Source organism: Collinsella aerofaciens (genome assembly GCF_015557435.1).
Classification (GTDB): domain Bacteria; phylum Actinomycetota; class Coriobacteriia; order Coriobacteriales; family Coriobacteriaceae; genus Collinsella; species Collinsella aerofaciens_Z.
This window is the reverse complement of the sequence record NZ_JADNOH010000048.1, coordinates 13,770-33,193: the sequence shown is the minus strand read 5'-3', so window position 1 is coordinate 33,193 and position 19,424 is coordinate 13,770. Positions and strand designations below refer to the sequence as shown.

The following is a 19,424-nucleotide window of genomic DNA, read 5'->3' as shown; positions in this document are numbered from 1 at the left end:
TCGCGCAATTCGGCGAGCGGCCGCTAGATCTCGGCAGGCGATGTTTTTGACACATATCGCTTTGCCGCCAACGATCGCGAAATTGGCACTCAAAAAATGTTGAAGTATTTTTTACCACCTATTACCTGCGGTGATGCAAATCCGTCAAGCATTTGGTCAGCTTTTGGTCAAGTAGTGGCTGATACGGTCGGCATCGACAGCCAAACCGAGAGAAGTTTTGGCCCCAGAAGCAGGGAGGTTCCCATGGCATATTACTGGCCCCAGTACGGCGTCGCCATCGAAGTCGACGACGATCCCTATCTCCTGCCTTTCGACGAAGAGGCATTCCCCGATACGGCGGTCTACCACGTCACCACCGATGTGATCTGCGACCCCGAGTCGTTCTCGGCGCTCGCTCACCACATCGCACGCATCCACGACATCGAGCTCCCTCCCGACTTCGATGAGCTTGTCTACTCGCGCCGCCTGATGCTTCACATGCTCTTTGGAGCGGACCCGTCCACGTTCGCACGCGTCTACACCACCAAGGACGCCGCATGAGTGCGAAGAAGTTGCCCCGATTCGCGAGTCCGGGGTATCGCAAGAAACTCATCGCTGTCTGCTTGGCTATCGCCTGCGCCCTCGTCGCCGTAGGCTTGTACGCCTGGCAGTCGCAGCCCGTACCCGAAGCGGGTGCCTCGGTCACGACGGCCGAGGGCAAATCGCGCCAAGAGATCCAAGATGAGCTCGACGCCATCGTCCGCGACAACATGATGACGATCTCGGTCGCGCCGGTCGCCCAGTTGCAGGAGGGCGGCAAGTTGCGCGTCAACGTGCAAAACGTCCAGGACAACAAGTTTCCCCAGCGATTCCGCGTCATTCAAAACGACGAGACCATTTATGAGTCCGGCATCGTCGAAACCGGCAAGACGGTTGAGACGTGTCCCGCCGGCGACATCGAGGAAGGCGAAGCGTATATCGAAATCCAGGCACTCGACACCAAGACCCATGACAACCACGGCAATCCGACGCGCGTCAAGGTCCGGGTGGAACAGGCCGAGAACTAGCCCCTAACGCCCGCTGCGTCATTGCGCGCGGTCACCAACACTCGTCCAATCATCGCGGGGACGGCCCGCGGCGAATAGAAAGGAACGACCATGGACATCACCAGGAACATGAACGGAGCCAGAGCGCTCGTCGTGGGCGCAGGACTGGCGCTCGCACTCGCAATGGGCGCGGCGCCGACGCCAGCCATGGCAGCCGGGCGCGTTGGAACCACGAAGGTAATGGTCAGAACCGAGATCGACAACGTTAATTTCAAAGTTCCGACGGTTATTCCGTTCGTCGCCAAGGCCGACGGCACGCTTCAGGGCCCCTCAGAAGATGCAACCACCATCGACAACCTTTCGGCCTACGGCATCCATGTCACCAACATGAAGATCGACGCCATGAACACCTGGACCATTGCCGCCGACGCCAAGACCGGATCCGCGCAGAACTCCATCGACTTTAAGGTCGGCCCCGACGGCGCGCTCCAAGATGCCAGCGCCGCAACGCAGGGAACGGGAATCGATCTCTCCAAGAACGCAACCTTTGACATGGGCTATCAGGGTATTGCCGGCGGTTCGGACAAGATCAAGCTCAAGACGAGCGGAAACGTCGCCCGTGTCACGCGCGACATCTTCCATATAACCGGCGAAGGCGATCAGGTTGCAACAATCACTTGGACGGTCGAGCCCGGTGCACACGCTACGGCATAAGGCGATCGCATCGGCCACCATCGTCGGCATCCTGGTGCTCGCGCCGGCAGTGGCTTTTGCCCAACAAGAGCAGGCGCAGGCCGCCACGCAAGTGACGGTCGACCTCTCGGGGCTCGATCGCGGCGACCGCCAGGAACCGTTGGCGCAAACGGACGACGAAAAGCAGCTCTTGGCAGCAAGCGTCGCTGCGGCGGGCGCGGGAGCCACCGGCCTCGGACTGTGCATCAAACGCAACCAGCAATAAGACACAACCAGCTCGCACAATATAAAGCAAGGAGACCCCATGGCATCGAAGAACCTTTTGCCCGTCGTCGCGCTCTGCGGCGCACTCGCAACCGGAACGCCTATCGCCGCTTGGGCGACCCCCGTCATGGCGGACTCCTTGCCGGCAGCCCTAAGCCCCGCACCGGACCCGTCGAGCGTCATTGCATGCAAGCGGTTTTCGCTCACACAGGCAACAGTCTCGACCTCGGGATGCCTTCGCCAGGACACGGACAGCTCGATAGTCGTGGATATCAAGCGTTCGGACAAGACGAACGGCTCCCAGGCAGGATGCGCCATCTGCACGTGGCGCTCAGTTGCGCTCGATGCAGATGACGACCCTTGCGATTTGGAGCTACGCATCGACATCGCTTCGGTCGATGACTCGGCGAACGAAGCGAAGGTCGCCTTCGACAGCGCGTTTTTCGAAGAAGAAGGAGGTGTATGCCTGGGCTGCGTTGTCTCGCACGCCGACGGCGCGCAGCCCACGCTCTCATTCACGGCATCGTTGCGGATAACCAAAGCCAGCACCGACGCCGTCGCAACGGGAGAGACCCCCCTGTTGTTCTACGCCGACAATGCCGAAGGCGCCAAAATCAAAGACGATAAGCAAAACGGGTCGCTCAGCCTTACTCGAGGGGCGAAACCCTGCCCTATCGAGATCGATGTCCAAACGCAAGACAGGCAGCACGTACTTGCCGACCCGGCGCTCCTCGAAATGGAATGGAATGGAGCTGGAGCCGTCGGGATTGCTCCCTTTGCATTGAACGAAATGGCCTTCCCATCAAAAGATGGCACCACGAACGCAGCCGTAACAGAAAGAAAAGCAGAAAGCGCGTCACTGCCGACAAACGGCATCTCCGCCCCTTCAGAGGAACCGGATGAAACTGTTATCGAGCCAAACGATCCCCAACTCGAGGACAGCCTAGGCCTTGCGACGTCCCAAGATGTCGATGAGGGCAACTGCTGTATGCTCACCGCACTCGACCACACGACGACCGTCGATGCAGCAAGCATCGAAGTTGCTGCGGCCAATCAACCTGTTCGCAAATCTGCCATCATCGCATTTCCGGAGTCCGTCGAGGTCGTCTTTTTGCCATCGGGCGAGGTCGTGGCCCCGACGCTGCTCACCTTGCTGGGTGCTAAGAATACTCGAAACGAAATTAAAAAGATCACGGTTGTTGACCCTGCAACCACTGCCAAGCTGTGCCTATACGCCGTTGCCCCAGATGGAAGCAAAACCTTGGAATTCGATGGCGACACGCTCCTAGCTTGGCGGCGTCTGGACATTATGGAAGACGTCTCGTACCAGATTGAACTTGAAGGGTTTGACCGCGCCCGAGATGCCGATATCATCGCCGCGGCCATCGAGTCCCCGCAACGGCTGATGACGCTACGCTTTGAATACTATCCCTACGTTCCGACGACAACCTAGGGCCTACCCGCTGTACGCCAGACTTAATACCACTCATATAACGTATTAGACAAGTCGCAATATGCCCTGCGTTCCATTCTGCTACGATTGCCAAGGTGGCATCAATACGGGAGGGTCCATGCCGGGTTTGGGAACGATCATCAACGTCGCACTTTTGATTACAGGCGGTCTTTTGGGATTAGCGGGCGGCCGTTTTATCACGCCCCGTATCCAAGATACCCTTATGAAGGCGTCGGGGCTGTGCGTTCTGTTTATCGGCCTGGGCGGCACCATGCAAAAGATGCTCGTTATCGACGGCGGCGCCCTGTCGACCACCGGTACCACCATGCTGATCGTCTCGTTTGCCCTCGGATCGCTCATCGGCGAAGCCATCAACCTGGAAGCTGCCATCGAAAACCTCGGCGAATGGCTCAAGCGCAAAACCGGAAGCGAGGGAGACAACGAGTTCACCAACGCCTTTGTCTCGGCATCGCTCACCGTGTGCATCGGTGCCATGGCCATCGTGGGATCGATTCAGGACGGCCTGCTCGGTGACTGGTCCACGCTCGCCCTGAAGGGCGCACTGGACTGCATCATCGTCTGCACCATGACGGCCTCGCTCGGCCGCGGCTGCATCTTCTCGGCCCTGCCCGTCGCCGTGTTCCAGGGGACGATCACGCTGTTTGCCGGCGCACTCTCCCCCATCATGACCACCGCAGCCCTCGACAGTCTCTCACTCGTGGGATCCATGCTCATCTTCTGCGTCGGCGTCAACCTTATCCGACCTCAGACCTTCCGCACGGCCAACATGCTGCCAGCCGTCGTCATTGCCGTCATCTACGCTCTCCTGTTCTAAATCTATCTACGTTGCGGTATTTCGAACATCTGTTTGATGCTGTGCTATGATATGAGGTCACCGACACCGTATAGGGAGAGGAGAGGGCGGTGGCCGACCAGGACGTCAAGATGCTCATCGAGCGCATTATGGCCGAGGCTCGGACCCATCAGTCCGCCCGCTTCTCAAACAAAATCTATGCTGACGAGCCGATTCTCAAGACCGGCCGTCAGATGCAGAACTTCCTCCCCGACCAGTACCGCAAGATGCGCGAGATATCGCGCTGGCAGGATGATCCCAAGGGCGGCGCGGGGCGTTGGCTATCAGAGGCGGAGCTTTTTTACCGTCAGGGCTTACTGATGGCCGACTTCGAAGACGATTGTCCCTACAACGGCACGTTTAAGTCGTACTTTCCCACCTACAACGCCATGAGCGATCGACAACTGCGCGGCTACTTTACCTGGCGCGCCCAGGTGCGCCGCGGCAATATCGAGGAAACGTCTACATCCTTTGCCTTCTTATATCTCTATGAGCTGATCTGCGACATTGGCGTAGATGATCCGCTCGATGGCTTTGACAAGATCAAGGCCTTTTGGGATGTCTATCGCGTCTTTGAGCCCGGCATCGACCGGTTTGCACGCGTGTGGCTGCAGGATTACGCCGTTTTCCACGGGCTCGACCCCAAGCTGCTTCGTGACTCTAAAACCGTCATGTTCGACAACGCCCTTATCGAGCTGCGACGCGCGGCTCGAGACCTTGCGCCCGCGCAGGCGCCGTCCGGTCAAACCGCTAAGCGCCGCAAAACCTCAGAGCCCACGCTCCCCCTTCCGCCTGACGAGACGCGCGAGGAGCGGCTCATGGCCGCCATCAACGCGCTCTCCACGTACAACCTCAATAACTCAAGGCTCGACCGCGGGCACCATCGCGACCTGCGCCACGTGGCATGCGCCGTATATGTCCGCATGGCGCGCTACTATGACACACACCGAAAGACCGGTATCGTGGCGAGCCTGTTTGGGGAGGAGACGGCCATGCCCTATACCATGTTTGCCTCGGCCGTCTTCTTTGCGCCCGAGCGCCACGAGGACTGCGAATATCGCCTGGACCCCATTCACATCTACCGCTGCCAAAATGGCTTTTGGGAATGTATGCGCATCCACGGCAGCAGACAAAAAAGTAGCAAGCTCGGTGAGATAATGCGCGCTTGTGATCAGCGCTTGCGCCTGGCGCTGGATTCCGCCCATCCCCTTAAGGAAGAAAAGATCCCCAAATATCTGGCCAAGATTATCGATGACGAGATCGTGGCATGGCTTTCGTGGGATGCCACGCACCAGCCCGTTAAGATCGATATCGACCTGAGCCAGCTGGGGCATATCCGAAGTGCCGCCGCACAGACGCGCGAGGCGCTTTTAATCGACGAGGAACGTGAGGACGGCACGCTTACGGAAGCCGTGGAAGCAGACTCTGGGCAACTGGAAGCCGAACCTGAGGCCAACATGGTTGCCGAACCAGTCGCGACGACCATGCAACAGGACGAGGCTGACGAGCCGACCATCTCCACCGAGCAGTTTGGCGTCGTAGCCCCGCTCCTCGCGCCAGCACCCACACCCGCGACGGCCATGCACGCCGACACCGCATCCGCACTCGCCCCCGCCGCAGAAGACTATCTTCGTGCGCTGCTCGAGCAGAACGCGGCGCAGGCAGTATCGGCGGTGGCGCGGTCGGGCCAAAGCGAAGATATGCTCGTCGACAGCATCAACGAGGCCCTCTTTGACCTCGTGGGCGACACCGTTATTGAATTTGGCGCGGCAGGGCCGCAGATTATCGAGGACTACGAAGCAGACGTGAGAGGATACCTAGACCATGAGTGATACCGCATCCGCAGCACCCCGCGTGCCCAAGCGCGTCGCCGCCGTCATTCTCAACTCGCTCAAGGGCGGCGTGGTCCCGCGCATCGGCCTTCCCTATATCACCGTGGGACGCGAAGTCGAGATTCGCGCCCTGCTCACCGATCTGAGTCTCATCTCCGACGGTGGCGCGAGCTTCCGCTTTCTGGTCGGTCGTTACGGCGCCGGCAAGAGCTTTTTGCTCCAGACCATCCGCACGCACGCCATGGGTGAGGGATTCGTCGTCGCTGATGCCGACCTATCCCCTGAGCGCCGCCTGCAGGGCGGCCAGGGTCAGGGCCTTGCCACCTACCGTGAGCTCATCCGCAACATATCGACCAAAACGCGCCCCGAGGGCGGCGCGCTCAACCTTATCCTGGATCGCTGGGTCGCCTCGTGTGCCGACGCCGACGAGTCGTCCGTTAATGCCCAGCTTGCCCCGCTCGAGGAGATGGTCCACGGCTTTGACTTTGTCCGCATACTCCGCCGTTATCGCACGGCCGTCTCTGAGGGCGACGAAGAGAGCATGAGCCGCGTGACCAAATGGATTCGCGGCGAGTATCGCACCAAGAGCGAGGCGCGCGCCGAGCTGGGCTCCTCGACCATCATCAGCGACGACGACTGGTACGACTACATCAAGCTCATCGCGCGCTTTTTGGTCTGCAGCGGCTATAAGGGCATGCTGGTGCTCATCGACGAACTCGTAAACCTGTACAAGATCCCCAACGCCATCACGCGCCAGTACAACTACGAGAAGATCCTGACCATGTACAACGACACACTGCAAGGCAAGGCACAGTACCTGGGCATGATCATGGGCGGCACGCCAACCTCCATCGAAGACCGTCGACGCGGCGTATTTTCCTACGAGGCTCTGCGCAGCCGCCTCGCCCAGGGCCGTTTTGCACGCGAGGACCTCAAAGACATGCTCGCACCCATCATTCGCCTGCAGCCGCTCACCTATGAGGAGCTGCTGGTGCTCATCGAAAAGCTCATGCAGATCCATGCCGGCTACTTTGGCTGGACGCCTACGCTTACCGAGAACGACCTGGTGGACTTCCTCAAGATTGAGTTTGGCCGCGTGGGAGCCGACACGCACCTGACGCCCCGTGAGGTCATCCGCGACTTTATCGAGTTGCTCGATATCCTGTGCCAAAACCCCGATGCCAACGTGGCCGAGCTGCTACAAAGCGTTGGCGGCGTCACGCTGGCGCCGCCAGCCACAACAGGCGACACCGGAACCGCAGACGGCGACCGCAACTTCGCCGAATTCACCATCTAACCTGCAAAAAAGGGACAGGTTTATTTTGGTAGGTTTTATCTGGGCGAACGTTGAAGCAGTAATGCAGCAAGCCACTTCCCACCGCGTTGAGAGATTCGTTTTTGAAAGGAGGCCCCGTGAACGCCTTTGACCGCTACGCCCCGTTTATCCAAGACTTCATCTACTCCCACGATTGGGAGAGTCTGCGCTCTATTCAGGTTGCGGCGGCAGATGCCATCTTCAACACTCAGGACAATGTGCTCCTGACGGCATCCACGGCTTCCGGCAAAACCGAGGCAGCCTTCTTTCCCATCCTGACCGAGTTTTGGGAGAACCCGCCCGCGAGCGTTGGCGCCCTCTACATCGGCCCCCTCAAGGCACTCATCAATGATCAGTTCGTCCGCCTCAACGACCTGTGCGAAGAGGCCGATATCCCTGTCTGGCACTGGCATGGCGATGTCTCGCAGTCGCACAAGGCTAAGCTCATCAAAAAACCGAGCGGCATCTTGCAGATTACGCCCGAGTCGCTCGAGGCGCTCCTGATCCATAAGCACATGGCGATCCCGCGCATGTTTTGCGACCTGCGCTACGTCGTCATCGACGAGGTTCATTCTCTCATGCGCGGCGACCGCGGCGGGCAGACGCTCTGTCTTATCGAGCGCCTCTCGCGCATGGCAGGCGTGCAGCCCCGCCGCATTGGCCTTTCGGCCACCATCGGCGACCCCGAGCGCACGGGTGCCTTTCTCTCGCAGGGAACGGGACGCGACTGCGTTATCCCCCGTTTTGAGGAACCGCGTCGCGTGTGGCGCATCTCCATGGAGCACTTCTACAACTCGGGTCCCCAGGCACAGCAGCGGGGATTCGAGAGCACGGGTCCTCAAGAGGCCGAAGTGCTTGCGTGCGAGCGCATCGAGGCGGCGGCATCCGCGGCACTGCCCGCCGGCACCCAAGACATGCGTCACAGCGGACAGCTCACACAAGAGGAGCGCCGTCAACGTTGTGAGCGGGCACGGGGCAAGGCCGCTCCCAAAGACCGTCGCACTTCCTCGGCCCCCGAGGGCGAAGTCGACATCCCACGAGCGACCGAGCAGGCGCTTCTCAACCCCACGGACACGGCGCCCGACAACGCCGACCCCGGTATGGGCTATATCTTTGAGCATACGCGCGGCCGCAAGTGCCTGGTCTTTGCCAACTCGCGCGAGGAGGCAGAGGCCGTGTGCTCCATGCTGCGCAGCTACTGTGAAAACCGGCACGAGCCCGACCGTTTCCTCATTCATCACGGCAATCTTTCGGCATCGTTGCGCGAAACGGCCGAGGAACTCATGCGCGATGAGGAGCAGGCACAGACAACCATCACCACCTCTACGCTGGAGCTCGGTATCGATATCGGCCGTCTGGAGCGTGCGTTTCAGATCGATGCGCCGTTTACCGTCAGTTCCTTTTTGCAGCGAATGGGCCGCACGGGACGCCGCGACCTTCCGCCCGAGATGTGGTTTGTCATGCGCGAGGAAGAGCCTGAGCCGCGCACGATGATGCCCGAGACCATTCCGTGGAAGCTCCTGCAGGGCATCGCGCTCGTACAACTCTATCGCGAGGAAAAGTGGGTCGAGCCGCCCGAGCTCGATCGACTCCCCTACAGCCTGCTCTACCACCAGACTATGTCGACGCTTGCCAGCACCGGCGAGCTCACGCCGGCAGAGCTTGCCCAGCGCGTGCTCACACTGAGCTATTTCCACCGCGTCTCGGCCGATGACTATCGCGTACTGCTGCGCCACCTCATCAAAATCGACCATATCCAGGTCACCGAGGGCGGTGGGCTCATCGTGGGTCTCGCGGGCGAGCGCATCATTAACAACTTTAAGTTCTACGCTGTGTTCCAGGAAAACGAGGAGTTCACCGTTCGCAGCGAGTCGGCCGAGTTGGGCACGATCGTCAATCCGCCACCGCCCGGTGAGCGCATCGCCATTGCCGGACATTGCTGGATTGTCGAAGAAGTGGACTGGAAGCGCCATACCGTCTTTGCCACGCAGGTCAAAGGCCGGGTGCCGGCCTACTTTGGCGACTGCCCCGGCGACATTAACACGCATGTGCTCGAGCGCATGCGCAAGGCGCTCAACGAGCACGCGGCATATCCGTACCTTATGGGTAACGCACAGGCTCGCTTGGCGCAGGCTCGTCATACCGCCGAGATTTCGGGCGCGGGAACTAAGCCGCTCATCAACCTGGGTGGCGACACTTGGGTGCTCTTCCCCTGGTTGGGCAGCTACGCCTTTTTGGCGCTCGAGCGCATGCTCAAGATTAAATGCGCCGCGGAGCTGGGCCTTCGCGGGCTCGATCCGTCGCGTCCATACTTTATGCAGTTTAAGATGAAGGCTGACGAGGAGACGTTCTTTAAGGTACTCGCAGCCGAGGCCGAAAAGGACTTCGACCCCATCGAGCTCGTCTATCCCGGCGAGGTGCCTTATTTTGATCGCTACGACGAGTACGTTCCCGAGGAGCTCGTGCGCAAAGGCTTCGCCGAAGGCGTGCTCGACATCGAGGGTATGAAGCAGCGCGTCCTCAGCTGGCGCGACCACGCCTAAGACCAGTCTTTTTTGGGACGGGGAGACTTACTTGTCGTGAAGGACGGTGCCGAGGAAGTCAGCGTCGAAGGGCACGGCTTCGGCAAAGGCGTAGTCGCCGTCGCTGGCGATGAGCAGGTAGTTCTCCTCGCCGCCGAACTCCGCATCACCGCATGGGACCACCCAGGCGTGGGCGAATACCTCGAGTGCCGTGGCAGCGCAGTCGCGCAGGAACGTCACGTCGCTCCCCTCGTTTGCGCTCACGATATTGGCAACGTAGATACCCCCGGGATTCAGGCTGCCTCGCACCAAACGCAACGCCTCAACCGTCGCCAGCTCGCGCACGGGCTCGACACCGCCAAAGCAATCGCTCACGACCACGTCGTAGCGATGATGACCCACGCTCGTCACACCCAGATACGAGCGAGCCTCAGCGGTAATCACCCGCAAGCGGTCGCCCACCGCGCGCTCCAGTTCGTCCAGATAGAACCAGCGGCGCGCCAGGCGCGTAATCTCTCCGTCATACTCGATAACGTCCATGCGCAAGCCCTCGTGCGACATCAGCGCGAACTTGGGATAGGCAAACCCACCGCCGCCCAGCATAAGCGTACGGTCGATACCGTGACCATAAGCGTCACGCATTGCGTCCTCGGCCTCAAACACATCGTCAAATGCACGATAGTACGCAAAGACCGGCTCTGCCCAACGATCGCCAACATAGCTTGCGCTTTGGTAGACGCCGCCCTGCACGAGCACGCGAATCTCATCGCCGCCCTCATCGTGCACGCGCTTTACGCGTGCCAGCCCATTACGAGTCCGCGCGACCTGCAAGCAGGCAGCGCGAACAGCGACAGCGGCCGCACCAAGCGCAGCAGCTCCCAAGGCAACACCGGCAACAACCCCGGCAGAAACACCCGGCTTGTTCATCTAGAGCTCCTTTTGCAGATAGAGTCCATGGTCGTAAAAACCCAGGTGACGATAGTACTCACGCGTACCGATCGCGCTAATCACGTTAATGTGCGCATAGCCCGCATCCCGAGCAATCTGACATGCACGCTCCACCAGCGAACGGCCCAGCCCATGATGCTGCGCCGCCTGGCCCTGATCGCCCACTCGCGCCGCCATGCCATACACGTGTACCTCGCGAATCATCGCCTCGTCCGGCGTCGTCGGCAACTCGTCCGCATGTGCGGCAACAAATGCGCGGTCGGGCAGCGATAAGCGCAAAATGCCCGCGATCTTGCCCTGTGGTGTCACCCACTGCAAAAAGCGCTCGCCCGTCACCGGGGTCTCGTAGGCAACCTCGTCAAGAGACAGCTCATCCAGGTCGGCACCCGCCGTGCTGATCTCGCGATAGCGAATCTCACGCACCGTCGCACCGTCGCCGCGAGCGGCCAGGCGATTCTCGACCAGCTGGCGCAGGTTGGGCTTCTTATTGCCCACCATAATGTCATCGGAGCTAAAGTCGCGAATCATGCGGCTGATGCGGCAGAATGCCGGCGTCACCACGATGTCGTCGGCCAACACATCGAGCAGCTCGTCCTCGGTATAGGGACGCCACTCGCCGAGCTCATAACAGCCCACCAGGCGCGAACCCTCGATGAGCGCGCATGGGTAGACCTTGACCTCGTCGGGCATAAAGGCGCCCTCGGTCATAAAACGCTCGTAGTCGCGCTTATCCCCCTCGGGCGTGGCGCCCAGCAAGTTGAGCATAAAATGCGCATGGATCTTAAAGCCAAACAGACGCGCGAGCGAAAACGCCCGCTCAATCTGCGCCACCGTGATGCGACGCTCATTGATATCGAGCAGGTGCTGGTCGAGGCTCTGGATGCCCATCTGAATCTTGGTGCAGCCCAGACGGCGGATGAGTGTGAGGGCCTGTGGCGTCACGGCATCGGGACGCGTCTCGATAACGAGGCCCACCACGCGATGCTTCGCCGTCTCGTTGATGCGCTGTTGACGCCCGAGCTCCTCCATCGTGGCCGTCTGCCACTCGGCGACCTCGCCCCACGGCGTGCCGGGGCCGTACAGACGACGCACCGCACGGTTATAGCCGCCCACGGCAGCATCCACACGCCCCTGCTCGTCGGCAACACCGCTCGCAAGCTCGGCCTCGTCGGTCGCAATACCGGCAGCCCGATAGCGCTCACGGCGCTCTGTTACCACCGGCGGCAAGGCGTCGGCGGGAGCGTCATCGAGCAGACGCCCTGCCTCGACACGACTGATGCCCGGACGCGCCAACATGGGGTTGGCAGCCACGCCGGCGACGGCATCGTCATTGAGCGCGCGGAAGAGCTCCGACATAAACCACGTCTGATACCCTTGCGGATAGTCGCTCCAGGTACCGCCGAGCACGATAAGCTCAATCTTGTCGGTCGCATGCCCCATCTGCGAAAGCGCGGTCAGACGAGCGCTCACCTGCAGATACGGGTCGAAGCAATTTTGCTCCGCACGGGCGCACGCCGGCTCGGCATGCAGATAACTTTTAGGCATGCGCAAATCGTTGGGACAAAACAGGCAATCGCCCGAGCACGGCCACGGCTTGGTGATGACGGTAATGGTCGCCACGCCCGAAGCCGTGCGGCGCGGCTTCATGCGCAGGACCTGCAGCAGTTGACGCTCCAGCTCGGCATCGACATTCCACCCAGCCCAACGCGCCGGTTCCTCGCGCTTCACCCGCTGGTAAAACGGCAGCAGGCGACGCTTGGCCAGATCGCGCTTGTCGGCGCCCTCACGACGCGCCTCGGCATGTATCAGTTTGACGAGCGCCTTGTCGTCCACGGTCTCACCGCGACGCAGGGCCTCGAGTATGTTCAAAATAATCTGTTCCATGCCCCCATTGTAAAGGCAAAGGCGCCGGAGCCGACCACGGCTCCGGCGCCTCCATCAAACAGCGCGTCTAAGCATCTATGCTTGCGGACCAGCCCGCAGCCATCACTCCGGATCAAACGACATGTCGCCCGAACCGACCTCAAAACGATACGTGGCAGACTTGTCACCGTTATCGAATTCAAGATTCAAAATGGTCTCGCCGTCGTAGCCAAGCGGAAGGAAATCGCTCTCGAAGTCGCCGCTGCCCAAGGTGAGGCTCGCCTTAAAGCCCGTCGAGTTCGGAACCGTCATCTCCACATCGCCCGAGCCCACACTCACGTCCATCGACTTCGCGGGGGCCTGGTAAAGCTCGAGCGTCACATCGCCCGAACCGACCTCGGCATTCAGGGTATCGGTCACGGTGCCAGTAAACTCAACATCTCCCGAGTCCAAAGTCAGGTTGAGGTCATGGCACGCAATGCCCGCGACCGTCAGATCACCCGATCCCACCTTCGCCGTAATGCCGACCAGGTTATCGGCAACTTCGCGCGGCAGTTCGACGGTAACCGTGCGGTCAATGGCGCGCTCGTCATCGCAATCGAACTGGCGAATCTTGAGCGTAGAGCCCTTGATTTCGGCCAGGTTCTGGGTTGCCGCATCGAAGGCAACGGTCCCCGTTGCCACGCGACCGCTTTCAATTACGCGCACCGGCCCGCCGGAGACGTGTTTGACCTCGACCGTGCCCGACGTCACATCCAGGTCAAGCGATGTGAACGCGTCGGCATCAAACGTTTCGCTCGAAAGTTGCTGAGGCCGAGCGGAATAGCTGCCGTCGTCCAAGAGATTGTCCTCGTCAACCGCATCGTCCATACCAGACAAGCCGGATACGACATCGTCGAGATCCCACGGGCCATCATAATGAATCAAAGTCCGTGAAATGCCAAAAACAAGCCCGATGATGAGCACAAACGCTCCGATGCCAACGCCCAGACGCAGCCTGGATTCATGCGAAAGCTTCATCATTCGTCACCCTCTTTGGCACACGGCTCAGCGGTGGCTGCGGTAGCCACGTCAGCATCAGGTTCCGCAGAAGTATCCTTCCCCTGGGCCTTGACCGCCACCGGCGCCGGACCAACCTGGATATCCCCGCGCGCCCAATCGCCATCGAGCGCACGCGCCACCCAGTGATAGATGGGAATCGTAAAGAAGATCAGTGCGGGAAAAGGGCTGGCACCAACCAGGAACATCAGCAAAAAGAACAGCAGCCAGCACACGGCCCAATACGGGAACGACTGGAAGGGGCCCTTCACCGGAGTCGAGCCAACTGCGTGGCCACTCGTCGCCTGCGCCGTAGCAGCGTTGGCGGCCTGTGCACTCCAGCTTGCCGCCTGTGCCGCCTTAGCCGCGGCATCACTCGCCTGCGTTGCCGCTTCGGTGGCGCGCACCGCCGCCTCATGGGTGCGAGCGCGCTCTGCCGCCTCGGCCTCGCGCTGGCGGGCGCGGTCCTCGTTCTCAAACTCGATATCGTCCTCGATCTCGTCGCTCGGATTGAGCAGCTCGTCCAGACTCACGCCATAAAGCTTGGCGAGCGAGATCAGGTTCTCGGTATCGGGCGAGCTCTCCGCGCGCTCCCATTTGCTGACCGCCTGGCGCGACAGCCCCAGCTTTCGCGCCAGCCCTTCTTGGCTAAAGCCTTTGCTGCGGCGAAGGTCGGCGAGCCGCTGCGCAGTTTCTACATTCATGGTTCCTCCTATGCTTTTGCCAGCCGTGCCGCCGGACCGCTTTTGTTCTTAAGGCGCCTTGCACAGTTAAAATCTATCCGCCACCGCCAAAAACATGCCACCTATTTTAGTGGGATTTTTGACAACCGGCGGTTGCGGGCGCGCATGAGCTGCGAAAATGTGTCCAAACCAAGCAATGACCCGCAGCCCGGTTGTCCCCGTTGCGGCGATAACGGTAGTATGGTCGTACCGTTTATTCCGCACCGCCAACGGAGGGAGTCCCGCGCCGTGAACCGCGATTTCGCCTCATCGCTCATCCAGCTCAACAATACGTTCTATCGCGAGCACTCCGCCTCCTTTTCCGATACCCGTCAAGCACCGTGGCCCGGCTGGGTGCGCACCATGGATATCGCGCTCGAACAGCTCGACGTTGCCACAATTGAGCGCCCCGTACGCGTCTTCGACCTTGCCTGCGGCAATATGCGATTCGAGAACTTTGCCGCCGGCGGCACGCTTGCCGCCAAGGGCGTCGACGGCGCAAACCCCTCGGCAGATGCCAGCTGCCCGTTTGAGTTCTATGGCGTCGACTCGTGCCAAGACCTGGCTATCGATGCACATGGTCACGCCCTGCGCATTCCCAACCTGCACTTCCAGGAACTCGACGTGCTCGACGCCCTCATGAAGCTCAACCCCGCCGAAACACCCGACGTGCTTTTCGACGCCCCGCTCGCCGACATCTCGGTCTGCTTTGGATTTATGCACCACGTGCCGTCGTGTGAGTACCGCGTACGCGTGCTCGACGCCCTGGTGCGCCAAACGCGCCCGGGCGGCATCATCGCCATCAGCTTTTGGGAGTTTATGAACGACGAGCGCATGGCGCGCAAGGCCGTTCGCGCCGAGGCCCGCGCCGAGCTCACCCCGCCGTTTGAGGGTTACGACTCCACGCAGTTTGAAGCCGGCGACCACCTCATTGGCTGGCAAAACGACCGCCACGCTTACCGCTATTGCCACCACTTTGACGATCAGCAGATCACCGACCTGGTGCGCGGCGTGCGCACGTTCTACAAGAGCGGCGAGGTCCCCGTGCGCGAGCTTGAGCGCTTCCATGCCGATGGTCGCAGCGGCGAACTCAATCGCTATGTAATTCTTAAGCGCCTGTAGGACCAAGCGACTCGCCGCTGAGTCGCACCGCAACTTTCGGGCACATTGCGCCCGCCCCTTTCCAACCCATTGCCGGAGCGTTCAGCCATGCGTTCCATACTTATGACCAAGGAGTCTCATGGGAGCCGTCCACGTTCGCACGCCTAAGAACTTTGTGCTCGAGGAGCGCCTGGAGCGCTACGCCGACGCCATCGAGACGAACCCCGAGAACTATGCCGGACACTGGTGTGAGGCATGCACGCCGGCTGGCGACAAGCCCTTCGCCCGACTTCATCTCGACCTGGGCTGCGGCAAAGGAACCTACCTGGTTGAGCGCGCCCACCGCGAGCCCGATACCCTCTTTATCGGCATGGACCAGGAGCCCATCTGCATTGCCTATGCCGCCCAAAAGATCTGCGAACAGGAGCTGCCCAATGCGCTCGTGCTACCCCGAGGCGCCGCATCGCTGCCGCAGCTGTTCGCCGCAGGCGAGCTCGATGCCATCACCATCAACTTTCCGACGCCACAGCCCAAGGCCAAGTACGCCAAAAAGCGACTTGTCCATGTCGACCATCTGATGCTCTACCGCCCGCTCTTTGCTGCCGGCGCCACCGTCACGCTGCGCACCGACAGCAAGCCGTTGCGCGACTACGCCCTGGGGCAGTTTGCCGCGGCCGGCTACGATACGCTTTGGGCGAGCGACGACGTGCGCCGCGACCATCCTGAGCATCCCGAGACCGAGTACGAATGCCGCACGCGCGAGATGGGCGCCGTTGTCTACGGCATCTGCGCCACACCCGGCGCGGAGCCTACCGAAGAGCAGCTCGCGGCAGGCCGAGCGCAGGAGCAGAGCCTCGCCTGCTACCTGCCCGACGACCTCGATGAGCTCACCTACGTGCCCCTCGGCATGGAAGAGGCCGTCGAGAACTTTAAGAACCGCGCCCGCAAGGGTAAGAAGCGCCTGCCGCAAGAACGCTAACGACCGCTCGCATCACACGCCCATTTCCTGCATTTTCTCGCGCGCTGGCGCCCCACGCCGCCGCTACGCCATAATGGATGGCGGACAAATGCGAGAGAAAGCAAACCACATGGCACAGACCACGACAGATACTTCCGCCAGCACCGTCTCCGGCGCCGGCGCCGCCAGCTCGTTCTCGGGCGGCACAGGCACCGAGGCCGAGTTCGGCTCGCTCGGAGCGCTCTCCCCCACCTGGTGGGAGCCCGAGGACGGCAGTGAGCCCGAACCGTGGCTCACGCCCGACCAGGCCTTCGAGCGCTTCTTTGAATGGACGAGCGAGCGCGGCATCGAGCTGTGGGACCACCAGGAAGAGGCCCTCATGGACCTGGCTGCCGGCGATCACGTCATTTTGGGCACACCGACCGGATCGGGCAAATCGCTCGTCGCGCTGGGCATGCTCTTTATGGGCATGGCGCAGGGCAAGCGCTGCTACTACACGGCCCCCATCAAGGCCCTGGTCAGCGAGAAGTTTTTCGACCTAGTGCAGGTGCTCGGCCGCGATAACGTTGGCATGATCACCGGCGACACGCACATCAATACCAAGGCGCCCGTCATCTGCTGCACGGCCGAGATCCTTGCCAACGACGCGCTACGCGAGGGCGAGGATGGCGACGTGGGCTGCGTCGCCATGGACGAGTTCCACTACTTTGCCGACCCCGACCGCGGCTGGGCCTGGCAGGTGCCGCTGCTCACCCTGCCCCACACGCAATTCATGCTCATGAGCGCCACACTTGGCGATGTCACCGCCATTGCTGCCTCGCTCGAAGAGCACACCGGCGCCACCTGTGACCTGGTCGTCGACGCCCCGCGTCCCGTGCCGCTGAGCTACGACTACGTGACGACCTCGCTCGAGGGCACCGTCGAGCTCGCCATGCGCCGCGGCGAGGCTCCGCTCTACATCGTGCACTTTAGCCAGGATGCCGCACTTGCAACGGCACAGTCCCTCGCCAACTTTGGCATTGCCAGCAAGGAGCAGCGCGAGGCCATCAAGGAAGCCACCAAGGGCACGAGCTTCTCAACGGCTTTTGGCAAAATTCTCAAGCGCCTGCTCAGCTGCGGCGTCGGCGTGCACCACGCCGGTATGCTGCCGCGCTATCGCTTGCTGGTCGAGCGCCTGGCGCAGCAGGGCTTGCTGCCCGTCATCTGCGGCACCGACACGCTCGGCGTCGGCATCAACGTACCCATCCACACCGTGGTCCTCACCGCGCTTACCAAGTTCGACGGCTACAAAATGCGTCGCCTGCGCGCCCGCGAGTTCCATCAGATTGCTGGACGCGCCGGCCGCTCGGGCTTTGACACCGAGGGCATGGTCATCGCCGAGGCCCCGGAGCACGAGATCGAAAACGCCAAGCTCATGGCCAAGGCGGGCGACGACCCCAAAAAGCTCCGCAAGATTAAAAAGAAGAAGGCTCCCGAGGGCTTTGTCACCTGGAACAAGCAGACCTTTGAACGCATGATCGAGACGCAGCCCGAAACGCTCAAGCCGCGCCTGCGCATCACGCACTCCATGGTGATTAGCGTGGTCGAGCAGGGCGGTGACGCTCGCGCCCGCGTACACGACCTCATCGAGACAAGCCTGCAAACGCCCGAGGAAAAGGCGAAGCTCGAGGTTCGCGCCGACGAGATCTTCGCCACGCTCATCGACTCCGGCGTCGTCGTGCGCACCGAGGTGCCGCCCGCACCCGACGCCCCAGCCGACGCCGCGCCCGACATCGACTATGCGCTGACAGTCGACCTGCCCGAAGACTTTGCGCTCGACCAGCCGCTCTCACCGTTTTTGCTTGCCGCGCTGGAGCTACTTGATCCCGAGAGCGAGACCTATACCATGGACCTCATCTCGATGGTTGAGGCGACGCTCGAGGACCCCAAACAGGTGCTGCGCGCGCAGGAGCGTACCGCGCGTGACCGTGCCATGGCCGAGATGAAGGCTGACGGTATCGAGTACGAGGAGCGCCTGGAGCGCATCCAAGATGTCACCTACGAAAAGCCGCTCGAGGAGCTGCTCGACGCCGCCTTTGATAAGTACTGCCAGGAAGTGCCCTGGGCCAACGACTACCAGCTCTCGCCCAAGAGCGTCCTGCGCGATATGCTGGAGAGCGCGAGCGACTTTAAGGGCTATATCCAAAAGCTCGGCATCGCCCGCTCCGAGGGCATTCTGCTGCGCTACCTGGCCGAGGCCTACCGCTCGCTCGATCGCACCGTGCCCATTGAGAAGCGCGACGAGCGCTTGCGCGACATCATTTCGTGGCTGGGCTTTGTGGTGCGCTCGGTGGACTCGAGCCTGGTGGACGAGTGGGAGAACGCCGGCAACCCGGCTGCGCTCGACGCCGCGCCGCCGCAGGGCATCGACGAGGTCGTGGCCGATCGCCGCGGCTGCACCCTGCTGGTGCGCAACGCGCTCTTCCGCCGCGTGACCCTTGCTGCCCGCGAGCACGTCCGCGACCTGGGCGAGCTCGACGAGGACTGGGGCATGAGCGAGGTCCGCTGGCAAAAGGCGCTCGATGCCTACCACGAGCAGCACGAGGAAATCCTCACCGACGGCGACGCCCGCAGTTCGGCGATGTTTACCATCGACGAGAGCGACGAGAAAACCGATCACGTGTGGCACGTGCACCAGATCTTTGCCGACGAGGATGGCGACCACGACTTTGGCATCATGGGCGATGTCGATCTGGATGCCACGCAAGACGGCGGCGAGGTCATCTTCAAGAACTACCGCGTCGGCTTTATCGAGGATCTGCTCGAAGACTAGCCGAATCAGCCAGGTAAACGAAGCG

Annotated in this window: 16 protein-coding genes; 12 read left to right on the top strand and 4 right to left on the bottom strand. The window is 61.3% G+C overall.

Annotated features, from left to right (window positions below; translation table 11 throughout):
• Positions 1 to 243: 243 nt before the first annotated feature.
• From I2G43_RS04350 to I2G43_RS04310, 9 genes are all read left to right on the top strand, one after another.
• On the top strand, positions 244 to 540 hold the full coding sequence (locus I2G43_RS04350; protein ID WP_195535230.1) for a hypothetical protein: 297 nt from the start codon (positions 244 to 246) through the stop codon (positions 538 to 540).
• The gene (locus I2G43_RS04345; protein WP_195535229.1) at positions 537 to 1,046 is read left to right on the top strand and encodes a hypothetical protein; all 510 of its coding nucleotides are present in this window, start codon (positions 537 to 539) and stop codon (positions 1,044 to 1,046) included. The genes I2G43_RS04350 and I2G43_RS04345 overlap by 4 nt, the downstream gene beginning before the upstream one ends.
• 90 nt (positions 1,047 to 1,136) lie before the next feature.
• Entirely contained in the window at positions 1,137 to 1,739 is a 603-nt protein-coding gene (locus I2G43_RS04340) for a hypothetical protein (protein WP_195535228.1), read from the top strand.
• Positions 1,690 to 1,983, top strand: coding sequence for a hypothetical protein (locus tag I2G43_RS04335; RefSeq protein WP_195535227.1), 294 nt, complete (start codon positions 1,690 to 1,692; stop codon positions 1,981 to 1,983). The genes I2G43_RS04340 and I2G43_RS04335 overlap by 50 nt, the downstream gene beginning before the upstream one ends.
• A 39-nt stretch (positions 1,984 to 2,022) precedes the next feature.
• The gene (locus tag I2G43_RS04330) at positions 2,023 to 3,435 is read left to right on the top strand and encodes a hypothetical protein (protein WP_195535226.1); all 1,413 of its coding nucleotides are present in this window, start codon (positions 2,023 to 2,025) and stop codon (positions 3,433 to 3,435) included.
• Between the two features lie 118 nt (positions 3,436 to 3,553).
• Positions 3,554 to 4,270, top strand: coding sequence for a DUF554 domain-containing protein (locus I2G43_RS04325; protein WP_195535225.1), 717 nt, complete (start codon positions 3,554 to 3,556; stop codon positions 4,268 to 4,270).
• An 89-nt stretch (positions 4,271 to 4,359) separates the two neighbouring features.
• On the top strand, positions 4,360 to 6,120 hold the full coding sequence (locus I2G43_RS04320; RefSeq protein WP_324249495.1) for a TerB N-terminal domain-containing protein: 1,761 nt from the start codon (positions 4,360 to 4,362) through the stop codon (positions 6,118 to 6,120).
• Positions 6,113 to 7,417: an ATP-binding protein gene (locus tag I2G43_RS04315; protein ID WP_195535224.1), complete on the top strand. Its 1,305-nt coding sequence runs from the start codon at positions 6,113 to 6,115 to the stop codon at positions 7,415 to 7,417. The genes I2G43_RS04320 and I2G43_RS04315 overlap by 8 nt, the downstream gene beginning before the upstream one ends.
• 116 nt (positions 7,418 to 7,533) lie before the next feature.
• On the top strand, positions 7,534 to 9,978 hold the full coding sequence (locus I2G43_RS04310; protein WP_195535223.1) for a DEAD/DEAH box helicase: 2,445 nt from the start codon (positions 7,534 to 7,536) through the stop codon (positions 9,976 to 9,978).
• A gap of 27 nt (positions 9,979 to 10,005) precedes the next feature.
• Here I2G43_RS04310 and I2G43_RS04305 read toward each other — a convergent pair whose 3' ends face one another.
• The 4 genes from I2G43_RS04305 to I2G43_RS04290 form a co-directional block, all read right to left on the bottom strand.
• Positions 10,006 to 10,884, bottom strand: coding sequence for a spermidine synthase (locus I2G43_RS04305; RefSeq protein ID WP_195535222.1), 879 nt, complete (start codon positions 10,882 to 10,884; stop codon positions 10,006 to 10,008).
• On the bottom strand, positions 10,885 to 12,789 hold the full coding sequence (locus tag I2G43_RS04300) for an elongator complex protein 3 (RefSeq protein ID WP_195535221.1): 1,905 nt from the start codon (positions 12,787 to 12,789) through the stop codon (positions 10,885 to 10,887).
• A 102-nt stretch (positions 12,790 to 12,891) separates the two neighbouring features.
• The gene (locus tag I2G43_RS04295; RefSeq protein ID WP_195535220.1) at positions 12,892 to 13,788 is read right to left on the bottom strand and encodes a DUF4097 family beta strand repeat-containing protein; all 897 of its coding nucleotides are present in this window, start codon (positions 13,786 to 13,788) and stop codon (positions 12,892 to 12,894) included.
• Positions 13,788 to 14,510 carry a helix-turn-helix domain-containing protein gene (locus tag I2G43_RS04290; protein WP_195535219.1) on the bottom strand — a complete coding sequence of 241 codons (723 nt, stop codon included), beginning with the start codon at positions 14,508 to 14,510 and terminating at the stop codon, positions 13,788 to 13,790. The genes I2G43_RS04295 and I2G43_RS04290 overlap by 1 nt, the downstream gene beginning before the upstream one ends.
• A gap of 267 nt (positions 14,511 to 14,777) precedes the next feature.
• On the opposite strand from I2G43_RS04290, the gene I2G43_RS04285 reads away from it, so the two are divergent.
• The 3 genes from I2G43_RS04285 to I2G43_RS04275 all read left to right on the top strand — a co-directional run bounded on the left by I2G43_RS04285 (position 14,778) and on the right by I2G43_RS04275 (position 19,399).
• A complete protein-coding gene (locus I2G43_RS04285) occupies positions 14,778 to 15,650 on the top strand; it encodes a hypothetical protein (RefSeq protein ID WP_195535218.1) in 873 nt (290 codons plus the stop codon).
• Between the two features lie 118 nt (positions 15,651 to 15,768).
• Complete coding sequence (gene trmB / locus I2G43_RS04280; RefSeq protein WP_195535217.1) at positions 15,769 to 16,608, top strand: tRNA (guanine(46)-N(7))-methyltransferase TrmB; 840 nt, start codon at positions 15,769 to 15,771, stop codon at positions 16,606 to 16,608.
• Positions 16,609 to 16,717: 109 nt separating this feature from the next.
• Positions 16,718 to 19,399, top strand: coding sequence for a DEAD/DEAH box helicase (locus I2G43_RS04275; protein WP_195535216.1), 2,682 nt, complete (start codon positions 16,718 to 16,720; stop codon positions 19,397 to 19,399).
• The last annotated feature ends 25 nt before the right edge of the window (positions 19,400 to 19,424 follow it).

What these genes read in the sequence shown, in the direction of transcription:
- I2G43_RS04275 (WP_195535216.1), top strand. Translation starts at nt 16,718, where the DNA reads ATGGCACAGACCACGACAGATACTTCCGCCAGCACCGTCTCCGGCGCC.
- trmB (WP_195535217.1), top strand. Translation starts at nt 15,769, where the DNA reads ATGGGAGCCGTCCACGTTCGCACGCCTAAGAACTTTGTGCTCGAGGAG.
- I2G43_RS04340 (WP_195535228.1), top strand. Translation starts at nt 1,137, where the DNA reads ATGGACATCACCAGGAACATGAACGGAGCCAGAGCGCTCGTCGTGGGC.
- I2G43_RS04295 (WP_195535220.1), bottom strand. Translation starts at nt 13,788, where the DNA reads ATGAAGCTTTCGCATGAATCCAGGCTGCGTCTGGGCGTTGGCATCGGA.
- I2G43_RS04345 (WP_195535229.1), top strand. Translation starts at nt 537, where the DNA reads ATGAGTGCGAAGAAGTTGCCCCGATTCGCGAGTCCGGGGTATCGCAAG.
- I2G43_RS04290 (WP_195535219.1), bottom strand. Translation starts at nt 14,510, where the DNA reads ATGAATGTAGAAACTGCGCAGCGGCTCGCCGACCTTCGCCGCAGCAAA.
- I2G43_RS04330 (WP_195535226.1), top strand. Translation starts at nt 2,023, where the DNA reads ATGGCATCGAAGAACCTTTTGCCCGTCGTCGCGCTCTGCGGCGCACTC.
- I2G43_RS04315 (WP_195535224.1), top strand. Translation starts at nt 6,113, where the DNA reads ATGAGTGATACCGCATCCGCAGCACCCCGCGTGCCCAAGCGCGTCGCC.
- I2G43_RS04300 (WP_195535221.1), bottom strand. Translation starts at nt 12,789, where the DNA reads ATGGAACAGATTATTTTGAACATACTCGAGGCCCTGCGTCGCGGTGAG.
- I2G43_RS04350 (WP_195535230.1), top strand. Translation starts at nt 244, where the DNA reads ATGGCATATTACTGGCCCCAGTACGGCGTCGCCATCGAAGTCGACGAC.
- I2G43_RS04325 (WP_195535225.1), top strand. Translation starts at nt 3,554, where the DNA reads ATGCCGGGTTTGGGAACGATCATCAACGTCGCACTTTTGATTACAGGC.
- I2G43_RS04305 (WP_195535222.1), bottom strand. Translation starts at nt 10,884, where the DNA reads ATGAACAAGCCGGGTGTTTCTGCCGGGGTTGTTGCCGGTGTTGCCTTG.